The following is a 16,308-nucleotide window of genomic DNA, read 5'->3' on the forward strand; positions in this document are numbered from 1 at the left end:
ATCAAGACCATGAAGGAGACCGGCGCCGACATGAGCGTCAAGTACAAGGAGACCGCCCGCGGCGGACTCGCGGTGAACATCATCGAGTGCTGAACGGGCAAGGGGCCTCCATGCCAAGGTGGTTGGCGATTCACCCGCCGACCCCTGCCCCCCGACGGCACTTCAGGGAGCCCCCATGCTGCGCGGCATCGACGTGAGCGCCTACCAGTCCTCCTCCTACAGCACCGACGGCCTCTCCTTCGTCTTCGTCAAGGCGACGGAGGGACGGACGTACACCAACCCCAAACTCGCGGCCCAGACGAAGCGGGCCCGGGACGCGGGTCTGGTCGTCGGCTTCTACCACTTCCTCTGGCCGGGCAACCTGACGGCCCAGGCGGAGTACTTCGTGAGCAAGGCCCCGGAGCGGGCGGGCGACATCCTCGCCGTGGACTGGGAGACCACCGGCGAGGGGACGCACGCGACCAACGCGGAGAAGGACCGGTTCATCCGGAAGGTGAAGGAGCTACGGCCGGACAACCGTGTCGTCCTCTACACGAACCGGAACTACTGGCTGAACATCGACACGACCTCCTACGCGGGGGACGGTCTCTGGATCGCCGACTACGTGACGGCGGGCAAGCCCCGCATCAAGGCGGAGTGGCGCTTCCACCAGTACACCGACGACCCGCTGGACAAGAACGTGGCGGACTTCGCGAGCAAGGCGGCGCTGCGCGAATGGGCCGAGGACGCCTGACGTAGAGTCCGTGCCATGGGCGGGAAGATCACTGCGGTCAGCAGCAACGGGACCTACTCCTTCACCAAACCCAACCGGGAGAGCATCACGCTGCTCGCCGGGCTGGGAGTCGAAGGGGATGTGCACGCCGGGGTGACGGTCAAGCACCGGTCCCGGGTGGCGAGGGACCCCTCGCAGCCGAATCTGCGCCAGGTGCACCTCCTTCACCAGGAGCTGTTCGACGAGGTCCGGGAAGCGGGCATCGAGGTCGGCGCCGGGGAGCTCGGGGAGAACGTCACCACACAGGGCATCGATCTGCTCGCGCTGCCCGTCGGAACGCGGCTGCACCTCGGCGAGCGGGCCGTCGTCGAGGTCACCGGGCTGCGGAACCCCTGCCTTCAGATCGACACCTTCCGGCAAGGGCTGCTGAAGCAGGTCGTCACCCGGGACTCCGACGGCAAGCTCCGGCTCAAGGGCGGGATCATGAGCGTCGTCCTGGAGGGCGGGGTCGTGCGGCCCGGCGACGGGATCGTGGTGGAGTTGCCGGACGGGCCGCACGTGCCCTTGGAGATCGTCTGAACGTCGGCAGGCGTCAGGCGCGGAACCCCTCAGGGCGCTCCGGGCTCGCGTCGGCCAGGGCCTTCGCCACCGCGTCCACGCCCTCCTGAAGTCCGTACACCGGCGTGTCCGGCTGCTGGCGCCAGGAGTCGTCGAGGCCGCCCGCGTCGACCGTGTCGAAGCCGAGCTCGTCGATGAGGGCGCGGACCTTCGCCTTGGCCGCCTCGTCGTCGCCGGCGACCGGGAGGGCCTGGCGGTCGGGGGCGCCGGCCGGGCGGTGGCGGTCCAGGATGTCCTGGGCGTAGGTGCCGTTGAAGGCCTTGATGACGGGGTGGCCGAGGTGCTGTTCCGTCCAGCGGCTCTCCGTCAGACCCTCGTCCTCGATCCCGGCGATCCGGCCGTCCCGCTGCTTCGGGTAGTAGTTGCCGGTGTCGATCACCGCCACCCCGTCCGCCGCCCCGTCGAGGACGCCCTTCGGCAGGTCCGGGATCGCCTTGAGCGGGATCGTGACGACGACCACCTCCGCGCCGCGCGCGGCCTCCTCGACGGGGACCGGCGTCGCGCCCGTCTCCTGCGCGAGCGCGGTGAGGGTCTGGGGGCCGCGGGAGTTGGCCACCGCCACGTCATGCCCGAGGGCGGTGAGCCGACGGGTGAGGTTGCCGCCGATGTTGCCCGCGCCGATGATGCCGATCTTCATGACAAGCCCTCCAGATTTTATGCATGTGCATACGTCCGAGTGGCATCAACCCCGGTCGGCCAGGGTGTATTCCGGCGCGCTCAGATCCGGACCACGATCTTCCCCGTATGGCGGTTCGACTCCATCAGAGCGTGGGCGTCCCTGATCCGGTCCAGGCCCTCGAAGACCTCGGCGATCACCGGCCGGAAGCCACCGTCGGACAGGCCCGCGTTCAGGAAGGCCGTGGAGCGGCGGCGCCCGCCCGGTGTCGCGGTGAGGATCATGTTGGCGTACGTGTGGATCGTGAAGGGCCAGTTCCGGGGGATCTCGGCGGGACGGCTGTCCAGCCAGCCGTAGGCCACCACCGAACCGCCCTCCGCGAGCGCCTCGGCCAGGGGACGGAAGCCGGGGCCGCCGATCGCGTCGAAGATCACCTCGACGCCCCGGCCGCCGGTGAGCCGCCTGGCCTCCTTCGCCACCGTCTCGGCGCCGCCCTCGGAGACGATCACCTCCGCCGCCCCCGCCTCCAGCAGCCCCTGCCGCTTGGCCTCCGTACGGGTCGTGACCAGCGGGACCGCGCCGATGCGGCGGGCCACCTGGATCGCCGCCGTGCCCACCCCGCTGGAGGCCCCGGTGATCAGGACGTGGTCGCCGGGCCTGAGCCCGGCCGTCTCCAGGAGGGCTCCGTAGGCGGTCGTGTAGGTCAGCCAGGACGCCGCGCCCGTGACGGCGTCCACGGAAGCGGGGCGGGGCAGTACCGAGGTCTCGGGCAGGACGACCCGTTCCGCGTACACGCCCTGGGCGCTCATCTCGATACCGGGTCCGGTGGTCACCGGGTCGCCGACGGTGAGTGCGGTGACGCCCTCGCCGACCGCCTCGACGACTCCGGACGCCTCGTAGCCGAGGCGGGAGGCGGGGAGGGCGGGCTGGTAGTAGTAGGCGCCGGAGCGGAAAAGGGCTTCGGCCCGGTTGAGGCCCAACGCCTCGACACGGACGGTTACTTGACCGGGGCCGGGGGCGGGCACCGGAATGTCCTCGATCGTCAGTACCTCGGGTCCGCCCAGGTCATGAAAGAGCACGGTACGTGCGGTAGTTGGCATGTCGTCCACGCTAGGAGCCACGGCCGGGACGATCCATGTCCGTCGATCTCCGTTTCCTGTCCCAGCGTCTTCCCCCGCCGACTCCCGGCTACGGTGGCGGACATGGACGTACTCAGCGACGCGATCGCCGCGATGCGCACCGGGCGGCCGCACTCGGGCAGGCGGGACAAGTACGCGCCGTGGGGCATGCGGATCGAGGACTCGGAGGGCGCCGGGTTCCATGTGGTGCTGCGCGGGTCGGCCTGGCTGCTGCCCTCGGCGGGCGAGCCGGTGGCGCTCGCGCCGGGGGACGTGGTGTTCCTGGCGCACGGGCGGGGGTACGCGCTGACCAGCGGTCCGCACGTGGAGCCGACGGTCGTCCGGTTCCGGCCGGACGAACCCCCGTCCCCGCCCCCGCCTCCCGTGCGGGACGCGGTGCCGGACACGGTCCTGCTGTGCGGCGCCTACTGGCTGGACCGCAGCCGGGCGCACCCCCTGCTCACCGAGCTGCCGGAGGTCGTGCATCTGCCCGCCACGGTCGGCGCCCACCGGTCCCTGCGGGCGACCGTGGAGCTGCTGGGCACCGAGCTGGAGGAACCGCGGCCCGGCGCGGACACCATCATCGCCTCGCTCCTGGACACCCTGCTGCTGTACATCCTGCGCGCCTGGTGGCAGGGCGAGGCGCGCACCGACCGGCATCCCACCGGCTGGGCGGCGGCGCTCGCCGACCCCGCGGTGACTTCGGCGTTGCAGGCCATCCACGCCGCGCCGGACCACCCCTGGACGGTGGAGGAACTCGGCGCCCACGGCGGCCTGTCCCGGGCGGCGTTCGCCCGCCGGTTCACCACGCTGGTGGGGCGGCCACCGCTCGCGTATCTGACGTGGTGGCGCATGACGACGGCCGGCCGACTGCTGCGCGAGGCGGACCTGCCGCTCCGCCAGGTCGCCCAACGCTCGGGCTACACCTCGGAGTTCGCCTTCGCCAAGGCGTTCAAGCGGGAGTACGGGGTGGCGCCGGGGCAGTACCGCAGGCACGCCTCCTAAGTCGCGAACGGGTCCTCCAGCTCGGCCCGTACCACCTCCGCCGCCGCTTCCGCGTCCCCGTCCGCGACCGCCCGCACCAGCGCCTCATGGGCCTCGTCGGCCGTGTTGGGGTCGTCGGTGCGCAGGCCGGTCAGGGTCAGGAGTTCGATCAAGCCCTGTCGCAGGACCGGGGTGAACTCCGTGAACAGATCGGCGAGTACGGGGTTGTGGGCGGCCGCCACCACCGTCGCGTGGAAGGCGATGTCGGCGTCGATGAACGCCTCGTCGTCCCGCTGCGAAGCCGCCCTGCGGCCCCGCAGCGCCAGTTCCATGGCCGCCACGTCCTCCGGTGTCCGGCGCCGCGCGGCGAGGCGGGCGGCGTGCACTTCCAGACCCATCCGCACCTCGTAGACATCCGTCACCGCGGCCCGCCGCAGCCGGGTCGGCCAGTCCGCCGTCGGCTCCGTGGCGAGGACGAACACCCCGGCGCCCTGCCGGGGTTGGACCAGCCCCGCCCCGGCCAGGGCGCGCAGGGCCTCACGGACCGTGGAGCGGCCCACTCCCAACTCCCTGGCCAGGGTGGTCTCGCCGGGCAACTTGCCGCCGACTTCCCAGTGGCCGGCGGCGATCTGGGCGCGCAGGCGTTCGGCGGCCTGTTCCACCAGGGGGCTGGGCCGGAGGGGGCCCAGGGGCGATGACGACGTACTCACTTCACGTTTCCCACTTGTCTGAGGACCTGAGGAGTGGCTAGCGTACTCCCATGATCTTCCGTGGTCTCCTTCTTCTCGGCTGCCGCGGCGGGGCCTGACGCGACCGGCACCCCGCCGCGGGCGCCGTGCTGCCGCCGGTCTCCTGCGACCGAGCCGAAGGAAACGCCGAAGCCATGACCAGCGTCTGGAATCCACAGCGCCCGAGTCCCATGCCGTACCACCGCTATCGCCCGTTCGACGAGCGGGTGAACGTCCCCGCACTCGACCGGAGTTGGCCCTCCGCCCGGATCGAGCGCGCCCCGCTCTGGGTCCCCGTCGACCTGCGCGACGGCAACCAGGCGCTGGCCGAACCGATGGACACCCCGCGCAAGCGCCGTCTGTACGACCTGCTCGTCGCGACCGGGTTCAAGGAGATCGAGGTGGGCTATCCGTCCGCCAGCCGCACCGACTTCGACTTCGTCCGGCATCTGGTGACCACCGACGCCGTACCGGACGACGTCACCCCCGTCGTCTTCACCCCGGCCAGGGCCGACCTCATCGACCGGACCTTCGCGTCGGTCGAGGGGCTGCCGAGGGCCGTCGTCCATCTGTACATCGCCACGTCGCCGGTGTGGCGCGAGCTCGTCCTCGGCCGTGACCGGGCGGACATCCGGCGGACCGTCCGGGAGGCGGCCGAGCGGATGGCCCGGCTCGGCCGGCACCCCGGTGTCCGGTTCCAGTTCTCCCCCGAGACCTTCAACCTCACCGAGCCGGACTTCGTGCTGGAGCTGTGCGACCTGCTGACCGGGCTGTGGGACGCGAGCCCGGACCGTCCGGTCACCCACAACCTCCCGGCGACGGTGGAGATCGCGACCCCGAACGTCTACGCCGACCAGATCGAGTACGTCCATCGCAACCTGTCCCGCCGTGACTCGGTCATCCTCTCCGTGCACCCCCACAACGACCGCGGCACCGGCGTCGCCTGTGCCGAACTGGCCGTCCTGGCAGGTGCGCAGCGCGTCGAGGGCTGTCTGTTCGGCAACGGCGAGCGCACCGGGAACGTCGACCTGGTGACCCTCGCCATGAACCTGTACGCCCAAGGCGTGGACCCCATGGTCGACTTCAGCGACATCGACCGCGTCAAGGAGACGGTCGAGCACTGCAACCGCCTGCCGGTGCACCCCCGCCACCCCTACGCCGGCGACCTCGTCCACACCGCGTTCTCCGGCACCCACCAGGACGCCGTCAGCAAGGGCTTCGCACATCGGGCCGCGCACCCGGACGAGCCCTGGAACGTCCCGTACCTGCCGATCGACCCGGCCGACATCGGCCGCTCCTACGAGGCGGTGATCCGGGTGAACTCCCAGTCGGGCAAGGGCGGCATGGCGTACCTGCTGAAGACCCACCACGGTGTCGACCTGCCGCCGCGCATGCGTCCGGACTTCTCCCGGGTCGTGCAGGAGGCCACGGACGACAGCGGGCGGGAGATGACGCCGAAGGAGCTGCACGACCTGTTCCGCTCGACGTACGTCGTCGCGGACGGCGAGGTGGCGCTGGAGACCTGGTCCACCCAACCGGACGGTTCCGGTGGACACCGCTTCGTCTGCACCCTGCGCACGGGCGACCGGGTCGGCGACTACGAGGGCACGGGCGCGGGCCCGGTGTCCGCCTTCGTGGACGCCCTCGCCGGCGCCGGGTTCACGGTCCGCGTCCTGGACTTCACCGAGGACGCCGGTGCCGCCTACGCCGAGGTCGAGGTGAACGGCCGCACCGCGTGGGGCGCCGGGGAGAGCGCGACGGCGGCGGTGCTGTCCGCGGTGAACCGGGGGCTGCGGTGACGGAGGTGCTGCGCGCGGAGGGTGTGGACGTCGTACGGGAGGGGCGGCCGATTCTCCAGGAGGTGAGTCTGACCGTCCGGGCCGGCGAGCACTGGGCGCTCCTCGGCGCCAACGGGGCGGGCAAGTCGACGCTGCTGAGCCTGCTGGGCGCGGTGGTCCATCCCACGCACGGGACGGTGGAGGTGCTCGGGCGCCGCCTGGGCCGGGTCGATCTGCGGGAGCTGCGGGCGTACGTGGGTCATGTCGATCCGCGCCATCCGCTCACACAGCCGTTGCGCACCCGGGACGTCGTCCTGACCGGGCTGACCAACTCCGTGGCCCCGCTGCCGCGTTGGCGTCCGACGCCCGCGCAGGAGGAACGGGCGGAGCGGCTCATCGACACGCTCGGTCTCGCGGAGCTCCGCGACGCCCGCTGGCCCACGCTCTCGCAGGGGCAGCGCGGGCGCACCCTGATCGCGCGGGCGCTGATGCCCGAACCGCGGCTGCTGCTCCTGGACGAACCGGCGACCGGCCTCGATCTGCCCGGACGGGAGCAGCTGATCGGGGCGCTGGACGAGCTGCGCCGGGAACATCCGACGCTGGCGACGGTCCTGGTCACCCACCATCTGGAAGAGCTCCCGGGCGGCACCACCCACGCCCTGCTCCTGCGCGAGGGAAGGGTCCTCGCCCGGGGTCCGGCCGCCGAGGTCCTCACCGGTGACCAGGTCGGCAAGTGCTTCGACCTGCCCCTGGTCCTGGACCGCCGGGACGGCCGCTGGAGCGTGCGCCGGGCATGACGAAGGGGGCGCCCCCAAAAGCCTCTTCCGGCTTCTCGGGCGCCCCCTTCCCGCTCGCGTCACTTGCTCAGGTACGCCCAGAACTCGTCGAAGGAGAGCACCTTGTCGCCGTTGAGGTCACGGGTCTTGATGATCACCTCGGCGACCGACTCGGTGACGTTCCAGTCGCCTTCCTGAGCGAGGGCGGTCTTGAACTCCGCGGCGGTGATGAAGCCGTCACCGTCCGTGTCGATCCGCTCGAAGTCCTTGCGTGCCTCGTCGATGTTCGCCACCGATCCGCCCCTTTTCGTCGTACCTTGCTTGGCTTGTTGCCGGGGGTCAGATTAACCGGCGGTCCGAGAGCGCAGCGCGGCGACCACCCACGCGAACTCCTCCTCGTACGCCGCCTGCGGTCCGAGCCCCGCCACCGCGGCCCACAGCCGGCGGTAGCGGGCCACCCGCACGTTGGAGCCCGCCTCCAGCCGGGTCAGCACCTCGGTCGGGTCCGCGTCGCCGAGCAGCCCCCGGAGCAGGTCGGCGGCCTCGGGCGCGTCCGGCGTGATCCCCCGCTCCAGCGCCTCCCCCGCGAGCTGCACCAGGCGGCTCATGAACCACAGCGAGGTGCCCGCGGGGACGTCCGGGCCGCGGTCGGCCGCGTTGAACTCGATCATCCTGCGCATCAGCGTCCGGAACTCGGGGTCCTGCATCATCTCGGCGAGCTCGACCCACGCGTCGACCTGCTCGGGCGTCGGGTCGTCCGGCAGATCCGCCGGGGCGAACCGCAGCCGCGTGCGGATGTCGGGGTCGGCGGTGTCGAGCCCGTCGAAGATCTCCGTCGTGAAGTCCTCCACGATCCGGGCCCGTTCGGCCGCCGACAGCCGTGCCAGCTTGTTCATCAGGGTCATCTCCTCTGCGGTCGAACCGCGTCGCGCCACGGTCGACAGCACCGCCCGGGTCACCTTCAGCGAACGGATCTGCGCGTCCAGCGCCGTCACATGCGCCGCCGCCACCTCCGCGACGGTCCGCTCCCCGTCCAGCACCTTCCGTACGTCGTCCAGGCCGAGGCCCAGCTCGCGCAGGGTGCGGACCAGTTCCAGGCGGGCGGCGCACGAGGTGTCGTAGAGCCGGTAGCCCCCGGCGGAGCGGGTCACCGGCACGAGTACGCCTTCGTCGGACCAGTAGCGGATGGTCCGGACCGTCAGGCCCGTCGCCCGGGCCAGCTCGCCGATGGTGAGAAGTCCGGTGCCGTCGTCGATCATGTGTGTGAGTCTGGGCCTTCCAGTGGGTGGAGACTCAAGGGCGGGTGCGGTGGAGACTCTTCGGGACATTCTCGACGCGGCGGCCCGCGGGGTCTTCCCGTCGGCGGACGGCCGTACGACGGTCGTGGCGCAGGCGTCACCTCGGGACGCGGGGGTGCTCGCCTTCACCGCGCACTCCGTCGTCTTCACCGACGAGGATCCGGACTGGGTGCACGAGACGCTGCGCGGGCTGGACTGCGATCCGCTCGCCGCGACCATGAACCCGCGGTTCCTGGCGGCCTTCCTGGAGCGGACCGGGCGTCGGGCCGAGACGATCGACACGATGCTGGTCGGCCCGCCCCTGCCCGGCGAACCGCCGCTCGCGTTGCGGGAGATCGAGGACGCCGGTCATCCGCGGATCGTCTACGCGCGCGGGCGCCGCGACGAGGTGCGGGCCTGGACGGCGGACGGCGGGGTGCTCGTCATGGGGCGCGGGATCGGTGGGCGCCTGGAGGTCTCGGTCGAGGTCGACGAGGGCGTACGGCACCGGGGGCTGGGGCGGCTGCTGGTGACGGCCGCCCGCCAGCTCGTCGCCGAGCCGCTGTGGGCGCAGGTCGCGCCGGGGAACGCCCGCAGCATGCGGGCGTTCCAGGCGGCCGGTTACCGGCCGGTGGGGGCGGAGGTGCTGCTGCTCAGTGCCACGCCTCGTAATGCGGGTTGCTCTGACAGCCGCTCATGATCTCGACCTTGGTGGTCTTGTTCACCGGGCAGACGCCGATGATGTACTTCCGGGCGATGCCGCCGGGGAAGGCCACCTCGACCTGGTCGGCCCATTTGTGGGTGTCGCCGATGGTCTTGTTGACGTCCACGCCGCCGGGGGCGTCGATGTAGTAGTTGTAGCCGGACTTCCACCACGTCTTGTACAGGTCGTGGTCGTAGGTCGTGGAGACGTACGGGGAAGGCTGGTTGACCAGCACGTACTTCTCGATGTCGTACTGGCCGTCGACGACGTCCTTCGGCTTGAAGCCCTCGGCGAAGACGATCTCCGGGCCGCGGCCGTCGCTGCGGTAGAGGGTGCCGCAGCTCTTGCGCCAGACCGGCTCGGGGGTGATGCGACCGACGTCGACGGTTCGGTCGGCGGCGGCCTTGATCGGGTCGTCGAACTGGACCTTGCAGTCAGGGGTCGTGGGGGCCTTCGAGGGAGCGGTGGCCGCCGTGGTGGCGAAGACGGCGGCGAGGGACAGGACGGCGGCAGCGGCACGCCGCCGCAGACGAGTGGTGATCATGGGAGCACCCTCCCGGTCCGGGCCGGTCGGGTTGCGGATCTTCACTCGTGCGGCGGCGTGTCAACTGACCGCGGATCAGCGGAAGATGCCGGTGTGGCCCAGTGAGTAGCGTCCGGGCTGCGGGTAGACGGCGAGCCCGTGCGGGCCGCTGCCGACCTTGATGCGGGCCAGCTGGGTGCCGGTGCGGGTGTCGATGGCGTACACCTCGGCGTCGTAACGCCCCGACAGCCACAGCACCTTGCCGTCGGCCGAGACACCGCCCATGTCGGGGCTGCCGCCGTCGGGCAGGCGCCACTTCTTCGTCACCTTGTCCTGCGCGAAGTCCCAGACGGAGATGGTTCCTTCTCCCCGGTTGGAGACGTACATCTCGCGCGAGTCGCGGCTGACGTAGAGGCCGTGGGTGCCCTTGCCGGTGGGGATCAGCTTCGGCTTGCCGAACGTGTCGCCGTCGAGGACCCACATGCCGTCGGCCATCATGTCGGCGACGTAGAACCGCTTGCCGTCGGGCGAGATCTTCACGTCCTGCGGCATGGCTCCGCGGAAGGGGAGCTTCTGCTGTCCGACGACCTTCATCTTCTCGGTGTCGACCTTGAGCAGCTCGCCGCTGAACTCGCAGGACACGATGAAGTACCGGCCGTCGAGGGAGAAGTCGGCGTGGTTGACGCCGTAGCAGGTGACCGGGACGGTCTTCCTGCGCTCCATGGTGTGCGGGTCGCGGAAGACGAGTTCGCGGTCGAGGGAGGCCATGACGACGGCGTACTTGCCGTTGGGCGTGAAGTAGAGGTTGTACGGGTCGTGCACCTCGACCGGCTTGCCCGCCTTCCCGGTGCTCGGGTCGATGGGCGTGAGGGTGTGGCCGCGGTTGTTGTTGACCCACAGGGTCTTCATGTCCCAGGAGGGGACGACGTGTTGGGGCTGGCGGCCGACATGGATCGTCTCGATGATCCTGTACGTCTTCGGGTCGATGACGGAGACCGTGTCGGACTCGGTGTTGGGGACGTACACCCGCGACGGGAAGTCCTTGACGACCGGGGAGAGCTTGTTGGGGCGGTCGGCGGCGTAGACGTCCCGCGGATCGAGGACCGGCGGCATGCCGGGCAGTCCGTGGACGGGCTTCTTCCTCGGCGGCGCGGGGACGGCCGCCCGGGTCGGAGCCGCCTGGGTCGGAGTGCGGTGGGGCGCGGCGTGGTCGCGGGTGTCGGTGCCACAGGCGGCGAGGGCGGCGAGGACGGCCCCCGTGGCCAGGGTCTGCTTCACAAGGCGGTGCATCAGCTGAACAGCTCCGTGGTGGTCACCGCGGCAAGGCCGCGGCGGTCGAGTGCTTCCAGTACGGCGGGGAGGGCGGCGACCGTGTCGGCGTACCCGAAGTGCAGGCTCACCACGGACCCGTTCCGGACCTCGCCGAGCACCTTGCGGGTGATCGCGGGGGCGCCGGGCGAGGTGAAGTCCAGGGCGTCGACGTCGTACGACAGGACGTGCGGGTAGCCGACGCGGCGGGCCAGCCGTTCGACGAGCGGCGAGGCCCGGGCGGCACGCGAGGGCCGGAACCAGCTGCCGATGGAGCCGGTGAGGCCGCGCAGCCGGTCGGCGCAGCCCTCGATCTCGGCGAGCGCGTCGGCCTCGGACATGTCGTTGACGCCGAGGTGGTGGAGAGTGTGGTTGCCGAGGTCATGGCCGCCGTCGAGGATGCGGCGGGCGAGCTCGGGGTGCGCGTCGAGCCAGCTGCCGACGGCGAGGACGGTGATACGGGCGCCGTGCGCCTCGGCTGCCAAGAGCAGTGCCCGGGCGGTGGCGGGGTCGCCGTTGCCGTGGAAGGTGAGGGCGACGCGGGGGCGGTCGCGGGGGCCGTGGGTGAGCTGGGCGGGAAGGCCGGGGAAGCGGCGGGGGCCGGGGGCGGGGGGTCCGGCCGAGGGGCCGGCGGACCGGGAGGGGGCCGGATGAGCGACGGCACCATGGGTGGCGCACCCGGCGGTGAACGCGAGTCCGGCGGTGGCGCGGAGCACTGTCCGACGATCGGTAGTGGTCACTTGCCCCATTTAAGGGCGGTTTGCCCCGGCTACCGATCAGCGACCCGCATCTCGAACCACGTCGTCTTCCCGCGCGGCAGCAGATCGACGCCCCAGCGGTCGGACAGCTTGTCCACCAGGAACAGCCCCCGCCCGCTGATGTCCATCTCCTGCACCGGCATCAGACACGGCAGCCCGCGCGAGGGGTCGCGCACCTCGACGCGGATCCAGCCCCGCCGCCGGCGCATCCGGAGCCCGAACACCCGCGCGCCCGTATGCCGGACCGCGTTGCCGACGAGTTCGGAGACGAGTAAAACGGCGTCCTCGGTCATCTTCGGGGTGAGCCCCCACTGACGGAGGACGACGACCTGGGTCAGCCGGCGGGCCGTGGCCGCGGACTCGGGGCGGGACGGAAGCGGAACCTCCGCCTCGGTGGGATCTCCGAACAACTCCAGCGCCTTCTGCGCGTGTTCGTCCTCGACCGTGGGCGACCAGCGCGCCGCGGTCGCACGGCCGTGTCCCCGCGGCTGTTCGATACCCTCCAGCCCCGCCATGCCCCCATCATGGCCGCACCGGGCGCCCTCCGGGGCCGTTCCTGCCGAATACGCCCCCCGGAATCCACCGTTCCGCTGTTTTCGATCGGCATATGCCAGCGGCAGTTCGGAGTGGTCGACGGCCTCACTGACCTGCGACGGAGGCTCGGTTGGTGGCAATCGACGGTCCCCCTCGACAAGGCAGACTTAAGGTTGCGTTAAGGCTCCCATAAACCGCCCCATCGAGGGACCCGGATGAGACATCCCGTCAATTGCAAGTGGTTCAGGGAAGTTTCACCACCGGCTTTTCCGCCCGGACGGTCAGAGGAACTTCGCTTTCCCCGGCCCCTCCTCGACGAAGCTGCGCATGCCGATCTCCCGGTCGGCGGTGGCGAACAGGCCCGCGAACCAGTTCCGTTCGACGGCGAGCCCGGTGTCGATGTCCGTCTCCAGACCCGTGTCGATCGACTCCTTCGCGGCCCGCAGCGCGATCGCCGGCCCCTGTGCCAGTTTCGCCGCCCACGCCCGCGCCTCGGTGTACACCTCGGCGGCCGGGACCACCCGGTCCACCAGACCCAGCCGCTCCGCCTCGTCGGCCTTGACCATCCGGCCGGTGAAGATGAGGTCCTTCGCCTTGGACGGGCCGATGAGCCGGGCCAGACGCTGGGTGCCGCCGGCGCCCGGGATCAGACCGAGCAGGATCTCGGGCTGGCCCAGCTTGGCGTTGTCGGCGGCGATCCGGAAGTCCGCGCACAGCGCCAGCTCGCAACCGCCGCCCAGCGCATAGCCGGTGACGGCCGCGACGACCGGCTTGGGGATGCGGGCCACGGCCGTGAAGGAGTCCTGGAGGGCGCGGGCGCGCAGGACCATCGCGGTGTGGTCCATGGCCTGCATCTCCTTGATGTCCGCGCCGGCCGCGAACACCTTCTCCCCGCCGTAGACCACCACGGCCCGCACGTCGTCACGACGCGTCGCCTCCTCGGCGAGGTCCTTGAGCCGGTCCTGGGTGGCGACGTCCAGCGCGTTCATGGGCGGACGGTCGAGAAGGATGGTGCCGACGCCTTCGGCGACTTCCAGAGTTACGGTCATGGGGGAAGGTTAACGGCCACTAACGACAACGGCCCCGGTGGAGTAGCTCACACCGGGGCCGCACGCCGAGCGTCGCAGGACTGTTTCTCGGACTACTTCTTCCACTCCGACCAGGACATGTTCCAGCCGTTGTAGCCGTTGTCCGGGGCGACCGTGGCGTCGTTGGAGTGCTTCACGACCACCACGTCGCCGATGATCGAGTGGTCGAAGAACCACGCGGCCGGGGCGGAGCGGTCGCCGCCGCCGCGGTTGTCGCGCAGGCCGACGCAGCCGTGGCTGGCGTTGTAGTTGCCGAAGGCGTCGCCGCCCCAGTAGTTGCCGTGGATGAAGGTGCCCGAGTTGGTCAGGCGCATGGCGTCGGGGACGTCCTTGATGTCGTACTCGCCGCCGTAGCCGACCGTCTCACCGTTCATCCGGGTCACCCGGAGGCGCTCGCTGATGACCATCTGGCCGTTCCAGGTGTCGTAGCCGGGCTTGCCGGTGGTGACCGGGAGGGTCTTGATGACCTTGCCGTCCTGCATGACCTTCATCGTGTGCTTCTTGGCGTCCACGACGGAGACCTGGTTGCGGCCGATGGTGAAGGAGACCGTCTTGGCCTGCTTGCCGTAGACCCCGTCACGGCCCTCGACGCCGTCGAGGTTGAGGTCGACGGTGACCTTGGTGCCCTCGGCCCAGTAGTCCTCGGGGCGGAAGTCGAGTCGGTCGTTGCCGAACCAGTGGCCCTCGACGTCGACGGCCGGCTCGGTCTTGATGCTGATGGCCTTCTCGACGTCGTCCGGGTTGGTGATGCCCCGGGTGAAGCGGATCGAGAAGGGCATCCCGACGCCGACTTTCGAGCCGTCCTCCGGCGTGAAGTTGCCGACGAAGGTGTTCTTCGGCGTCAGGGTGGTGAAGCTGGAGTCCTCGGCGGCCTCACGGCCCTCGGAGTCCTTGGCGACCGCGTGCACCGCGTAGGTGGTGGCACCGGCCAGGTGGGTGGACGGCGTCCAGGAGGCGCCGTCGGCGGATATCTCGCCGTCGACCTTGTCGCCCTTGGCCGTCTTGACCTCGACCGTCGTCAGCTTGCCCTTGGTGGCGCTCACCTTGAGGGCGCCACTGGTCTCCACCGACTTCGCGCCGTCCTTGGGCGCGATGGCGACGACGGCCGCCGACTGCTTGCTCTCCGCGGCACTCGCGTCCTCGCCCTTGCCGGTCCCGGCCTTGCCGTCCGACTCACCGCCGCCGCCCCCGCACGCGGTGACGGCGACCAGCATCACTCCGGACACCACGGCCATCCAGCCCTTGCGCCGCCGCACGCGTGCGTCAACCGACGCCCCCGATATCGGTCGCACGTTCAAAGTGTTTCTCCCCTCGCCGGGCCCGGTCCAGGCCCGCAACCCCCTGCGCGTCCCGCGCACTCGGCGCATATTAACCAGAAGATCCCGGCCGTCGGCGGGGTGCGACTGTCACCGTTCGGTCCCAACCGTGACCCCCTCCCCGCCCGTCAACCCGGCCCCCCACCTGGTTACTTCACCGCGCTGCCCGCCTTCCACTCCTTCCATCCCATATTCCACCCTCCGAGCCCGTTGTCAGGAGCGACCTTTTTGTCATCACTGTGGACGACCTCGACGACATCGCCGATGAGGCTGCGGTCGAAGAACCAGCCCGCGGGGGTGTCCGAACCGCCGCCCTTCACATCCCTCAGACCGACACAGCCGTGGCTGACGTTGACCTTGCCGGGGGCGTCCGGTGCCCAGTAGTTGCCGTGCAGGAAGGTGCCCGAGTCGGTGAGGCGCAGGGCATGCGGGACGTCGGGGATGTCGTACTCGCCGCCGAAGCCGACCGTGCGGCTGTTCATACGCGTCACTTCGAGCATCTCGGTGATGACCATCTTGCCGTTGTAGGTCGTCGTCCGGGGTGCCCCGGCCGTGATCGGCACCGTGGCCAGCAGTTCGTCGTCCCGCCTGACCTGCATGGTGTGCTTGGCGGCGTCGACCAGGGAGACCTGGTGGCGGCCGACGGTGAAGGAGAACGTCTTGTACTGGAGGCCGTAGACGCCGGGGGCGCCCTCGACGTCGCGGAGCCGGAGCGAGACCGTCACCCGGGTGCCGGGCTTCCAGTAGTGCTCGGGGCGGAAGTCGAGGCGGCCCTTGTCGAACCAGTGCGGGCGGATCTCCACGGGCGGCTCGGCGGTGACGTGGACGGCGCGTTCGACGGCCGCGCGGTTCTCGATGTCGCGGTTGAAGCCGAGGGAGACGATCATCCCGGTGCCGACCGTGGAGCGGTTCTCCGGGGTGACGTACCCGATGAAGCGCTCCTCCGGGACGTAGGTGGTGAACGTGGTGTGCCGGGCGGAACGGCGGCCGTGGCCGTCGAGGGCGACGGCGTCGACGGTGTACTTCGCGGCGAGGGCGAGCCGCCCGTCGTCGGGCTCCCACCTCAGCCCGTCCTCGGAGACGTGACCGGGCACCGGGGTGTCCTGCGCGTCCTGGGACTTCACCACCCGCACCGATTCGAGCCGCCCGCTGGGCACCCGCACCCGCAGCCGGCTGTCCTGTTCCACGCCCTTGCTGCCGTCGTCCGGGGTGACCTGGATGACGTCCTGCGGTGCGGGCGGTTTCCCGAACCCCCCGAGGTCGAGCCCGCCCGACTCCGAAGTGCAGCCGGCCAGCAGTCCTGCCCATGTCAGTACGGCGGCCAGAGCGGCCCCTGCGCGCCGAGCGCGCCTGTGTGCATGCCTCACGGAGGGCCCAACGATCGGCCCCGCCCTGGGGAAACGTGAGTGGAAGCGGCCCCGGGGAGGTGCGGGTGCGTTCCCGCGTCGTTCGGTGCGTGCTCTCGGCGTGC

General features: G+C 70.8%; 18 protein-coding genes. 6 read left to right on the forward strand and 12 right to left on the reverse strand.

The features are described 5' to 3' along the window. Nucleotides 1-175 precede the first annotated feature (175 nt). The gene (locus ACIHIX_RS00005; protein ID WP_399948052.1) at nucleotides 176-733 is read left to right on the forward strand and encodes a glycoside hydrolase family 25 protein; all 558 of its coding nucleotides are present in this window, start codon (nucleotides 176-178) and stop codon (nucleotides 731-733) included. Between the two features lie 15 nt (nucleotides 734-748). Further along, the gene (locus ACIHIX_RS00010; protein WP_399948054.1) at nucleotides 749-1,291 is read left to right on the forward strand and encodes an MOSC domain-containing protein; all 543 of its coding nucleotides are present in this window, start codon (nucleotides 749-751) and stop codon (nucleotides 1,289-1,291) included. Between the two features lie 13 nt (nucleotides 1,292-1,304). Here ACIHIX_RS00010 and ACIHIX_RS00015 read toward each other — a convergent pair whose 3' ends face one another. Together ACIHIX_RS00015 and ACIHIX_RS00020 are read right to left on the reverse strand one after the other, a co-directional pair. Beyond that, nucleotides 1,305-1,967, reverse strand: coding sequence for an NADPH-dependent F420 reductase (locus ACIHIX_RS00015; protein ID WP_399948056.1), 663 nt, complete (start codon nucleotides 1,965-1,967; stop codon nucleotides 1,305-1,307). Between the two features lie 80 nt (nucleotides 1,968-2,047). Next, a complete protein-coding gene (locus ACIHIX_RS00020; RefSeq protein WP_399948058.1) occupies nucleotides 2,048-3,046 on the reverse strand; it encodes a zinc-dependent alcohol dehydrogenase family protein in 999 nt (332 codons plus the stop codon). A 102-nt stretch (nucleotides 3,047-3,148) separates the two neighbouring features. Between ACIHIX_RS00020 and ACIHIX_RS00025 the strand changes: the two genes are divergently transcribed. After that, the gene (locus tag ACIHIX_RS00025; RefSeq protein WP_399948060.1) at nucleotides 3,149-4,069 is read left to right on the forward strand and encodes an AraC family transcriptional regulator; all 921 of its coding nucleotides are present in this window, start codon (nucleotides 3,149-3,151) and stop codon (nucleotides 4,067-4,069) included. Here ACIHIX_RS00025 and ACIHIX_RS00030 read toward each other — a convergent pair. Beyond that, nucleotides 4,066-4,758: a FadR/GntR family transcriptional regulator gene (locus ACIHIX_RS00030; RefSeq protein ID WP_399948062.1), complete on the reverse strand. Its 693-nt coding sequence runs from the start codon at nucleotides 4,756-4,758 to the stop codon at nucleotides 4,066-4,068. The two genes, ACIHIX_RS00025 and ACIHIX_RS00030, sit on opposite strands and share 4 nt — an antisense overlap. Nucleotides 4,759-4,931: 173 nt before the next feature. On the opposite strand from ACIHIX_RS00030, the gene ACIHIX_RS00035 reads away from it, so the two are divergent. Both ACIHIX_RS00035 and ACIHIX_RS00040 read left to right on the forward strand, forming a co-directional pair. Beyond that, nucleotides 4,932-6,575, forward strand: a complete 1,644-nt coding sequence (locus ACIHIX_RS00035) for a 2-isopropylmalate synthase (RefSeq protein WP_399948064.1) — start codon at nucleotides 4,932-4,934, stop codon at nucleotides 6,573-6,575. After that, the gene (locus tag ACIHIX_RS00040) at nucleotides 6,572-7,351 is read left to right on the forward strand and encodes an ABC transporter ATP-binding protein (protein WP_399948066.1); all 780 of its coding nucleotides are present in this window, start codon (nucleotides 6,572-6,574) and stop codon (nucleotides 7,349-7,351) included. Before ACIHIX_RS00035 ends, ACIHIX_RS00040 begins: the two co-directional genes overlap by 4 nt. A 59-nt stretch (nucleotides 7,352-7,410) precedes the next feature. Here the strand turns inward: ACIHIX_RS00040 and ACIHIX_RS00045 are convergent, their stop codons facing one another. Both ACIHIX_RS00045 and ACIHIX_RS00050 read right to left on the reverse strand, forming a co-directional pair. After that, nucleotides 7,411-7,623, reverse strand: coding sequence for an EF-hand domain-containing protein (locus tag ACIHIX_RS00045; RefSeq protein WP_126274470.1), 213 nt, complete (start codon nucleotides 7,621-7,623; stop codon nucleotides 7,411-7,413). A gap of 51 nt (nucleotides 7,624-7,674) precedes the next feature. After that, nucleotides 7,675-8,589, reverse strand: a complete 915-nt coding sequence (locus ACIHIX_RS00050) for a MerR family transcriptional regulator (protein ID WP_399948068.1) — start codon at nucleotides 8,587-8,589, stop codon at nucleotides 7,675-7,677. Between the two features lie 49 nt (nucleotides 8,590-8,638). Here ACIHIX_RS00050 and ACIHIX_RS00055 point away from each other — a divergent pair, with 49 nt between their 5' ends. Further along, the gene (locus tag ACIHIX_RS00055; protein WP_399948070.1) at nucleotides 8,639-9,307 is read left to right on the forward strand and encodes a GNAT family N-acetyltransferase; all 669 of its coding nucleotides are present in this window, start codon (nucleotides 8,639-8,641) and stop codon (nucleotides 9,305-9,307) included. Here the strand turns inward: ACIHIX_RS00055 and ACIHIX_RS00060 are convergent. From ACIHIX_RS00060 to ACIHIX_RS00090, 7 genes are all read right to left on the reverse strand, one after another. After that, a complete protein-coding gene (locus tag ACIHIX_RS00060; RefSeq protein WP_399948072.1) occupies nucleotides 9,261-9,854 on the reverse strand; it encodes an ADP-ribosyltransferase in 594 nt (197 codons plus the stop codon). The two genes, ACIHIX_RS00055 and ACIHIX_RS00060, sit on opposite strands and share 47 nt — an antisense overlap. Nucleotides 9,855-9,929: 75 nt before the next feature. Next, nucleotides 9,930-11,123, reverse strand: a complete 1,194-nt coding sequence (locus ACIHIX_RS00065) for a PQQ-binding-like beta-propeller repeat protein (protein ID WP_399948074.1) — start codon at nucleotides 11,121-11,123, stop codon at nucleotides 9,930-9,932. Beyond that, nucleotides 11,123-11,890 (reverse strand): polysaccharide deacetylase family protein, encoded by a 768-nt coding sequence (locus ACIHIX_RS00070; RefSeq protein ID WP_399948076.1) that lies wholly within the window; start codon nucleotides 11,888-11,890, stop codon nucleotides 11,123-11,125. Before ACIHIX_RS00070 ends, ACIHIX_RS00065 begins: the two co-directional genes overlap by 1 nt. A gap of 20 nt (nucleotides 11,891-11,910) precedes the next feature. Further along, the gene (locus ACIHIX_RS00075; RefSeq protein ID WP_329334479.1) at nucleotides 11,911-12,414 is read right to left on the reverse strand and encodes an ATP-binding protein; all 504 of its coding nucleotides are present in this window, start codon (nucleotides 12,412-12,414) and stop codon (nucleotides 11,911-11,913) included. 300 nt (nucleotides 12,415-12,714) lie between these two features. Then, nucleotides 12,715-13,482 carry an enoyl-CoA hydratase/isomerase family protein gene (locus tag ACIHIX_RS00080; RefSeq protein WP_399948078.1) on the reverse strand — a complete coding sequence of 256 codons (768 nt, stop codon included), beginning with the start codon at nucleotides 13,480-13,482 and terminating at the stop codon, nucleotides 12,715-12,717. A 92-nt stretch (nucleotides 13,483-13,574) separates the two neighbouring features. Then, on the reverse strand, nucleotides 13,575-14,819 hold the full coding sequence (locus tag ACIHIX_RS00085) for an Ig-like domain-containing protein (RefSeq protein WP_399948080.1): 1,245 nt from the start codon (nucleotides 14,817-14,819) through the stop codon (nucleotides 13,575-13,577). Between the two features lie 167 nt (nucleotides 14,820-14,986). Further along, complete coding sequence (locus ACIHIX_RS00090; protein WP_399948082.1) at nucleotides 14,987-16,204, reverse strand: Ig-like domain-containing protein; 1,218 nt, start codon at nucleotides 16,202-16,204, stop codon at nucleotides 14,987-14,989. Nucleotides 16,205-16,308: the final 104 nt, after the last annotated feature.

Origin of the sequence: Streptomyces sp. NPDC051913, from assembly GCF_044593635.1 — a bacterium.
Classification (GTDB): Bacteria; Actinomycetota; Actinomycetes; order Streptomycetales; family Streptomycetaceae; genus Streptomyces.

Bases quoted from the DNA above. Each gene is read 5' to 3' on its own strand.
- ACIHIX_RS00005 (WP_399948052.1), top strand. From the start codon at position 176: ATGCTGCGCGGCATCGACGTGAGCGCCTACCAGTCCTCCTCCTACAGC.
- ACIHIX_RS00010 (WP_399948054.1), top strand. From the start codon at position 749: ATGGGCGGGAAGATCACTGCGGTCAGCAGCAACGGGACCTACTCCTTC.
- ACIHIX_RS00015 (WP_399948056.1), bottom strand. From the start codon at position 1,967: ATGAAGATCGGCATCATCGGCGCGGGCAACATCGGCGGCAACCTCACC.
- ACIHIX_RS00020 (WP_399948058.1), bottom strand. From the start codon at position 3,046: ATGCCAACTACCGCACGTACCGTGCTCTTTCATGACCTGGGCGGACCC.
- ACIHIX_RS00025 (WP_399948060.1), top strand. From the start codon at position 3,149: ATGGACGTACTCAGCGACGCGATCGCCGCGATGCGCACCGGGCGGCCG.
- ACIHIX_RS00035 (WP_399948064.1), top strand. From the start codon at position 4,932: ATGACCAGCGTCTGGAATCCACAGCGCCCGAGTCCCATGCCGTACCAC.
- ACIHIX_RS00050 (WP_399948068.1), bottom strand. From the start codon at position 8,589: ATGATCGACGACGGCACCGGACTTCTCACCATCGGCGAGCTGGCCCGG.
- ACIHIX_RS00060 (WP_399948072.1), bottom strand. From the start codon at position 9,854: ATGATCACCACTCGTCTGCGGCGGCGTGCCGCTGCCGCCGTCCTGTCC.
- ACIHIX_RS00065 (WP_399948074.1), bottom strand. From the start codon at position 11,123: ATGCACCGCCTTGTGAAGCAGACCCTGGCCACGGGGGCCGTCCTCGCC.
- ACIHIX_RS00070 (WP_399948076.1), bottom strand. From the start codon at position 11,890: ATGGGGCAAGTGACCACTACCGATCGTCGGACAGTGCTCCGCGCCACC.
- ACIHIX_RS00075 (WP_329334479.1), bottom strand. From the start codon at position 12,414: ATGGCGGGGCTGGAGGGTATCGAACAGCCGCGGGGACACGGCCGTGCG.
- ACIHIX_RS00080 (WP_399948078.1), bottom strand. From the start codon at position 13,482: ATGACCGTAACTCTGGAAGTCGCCGAAGGCGTCGGCACCATCCTTCTC.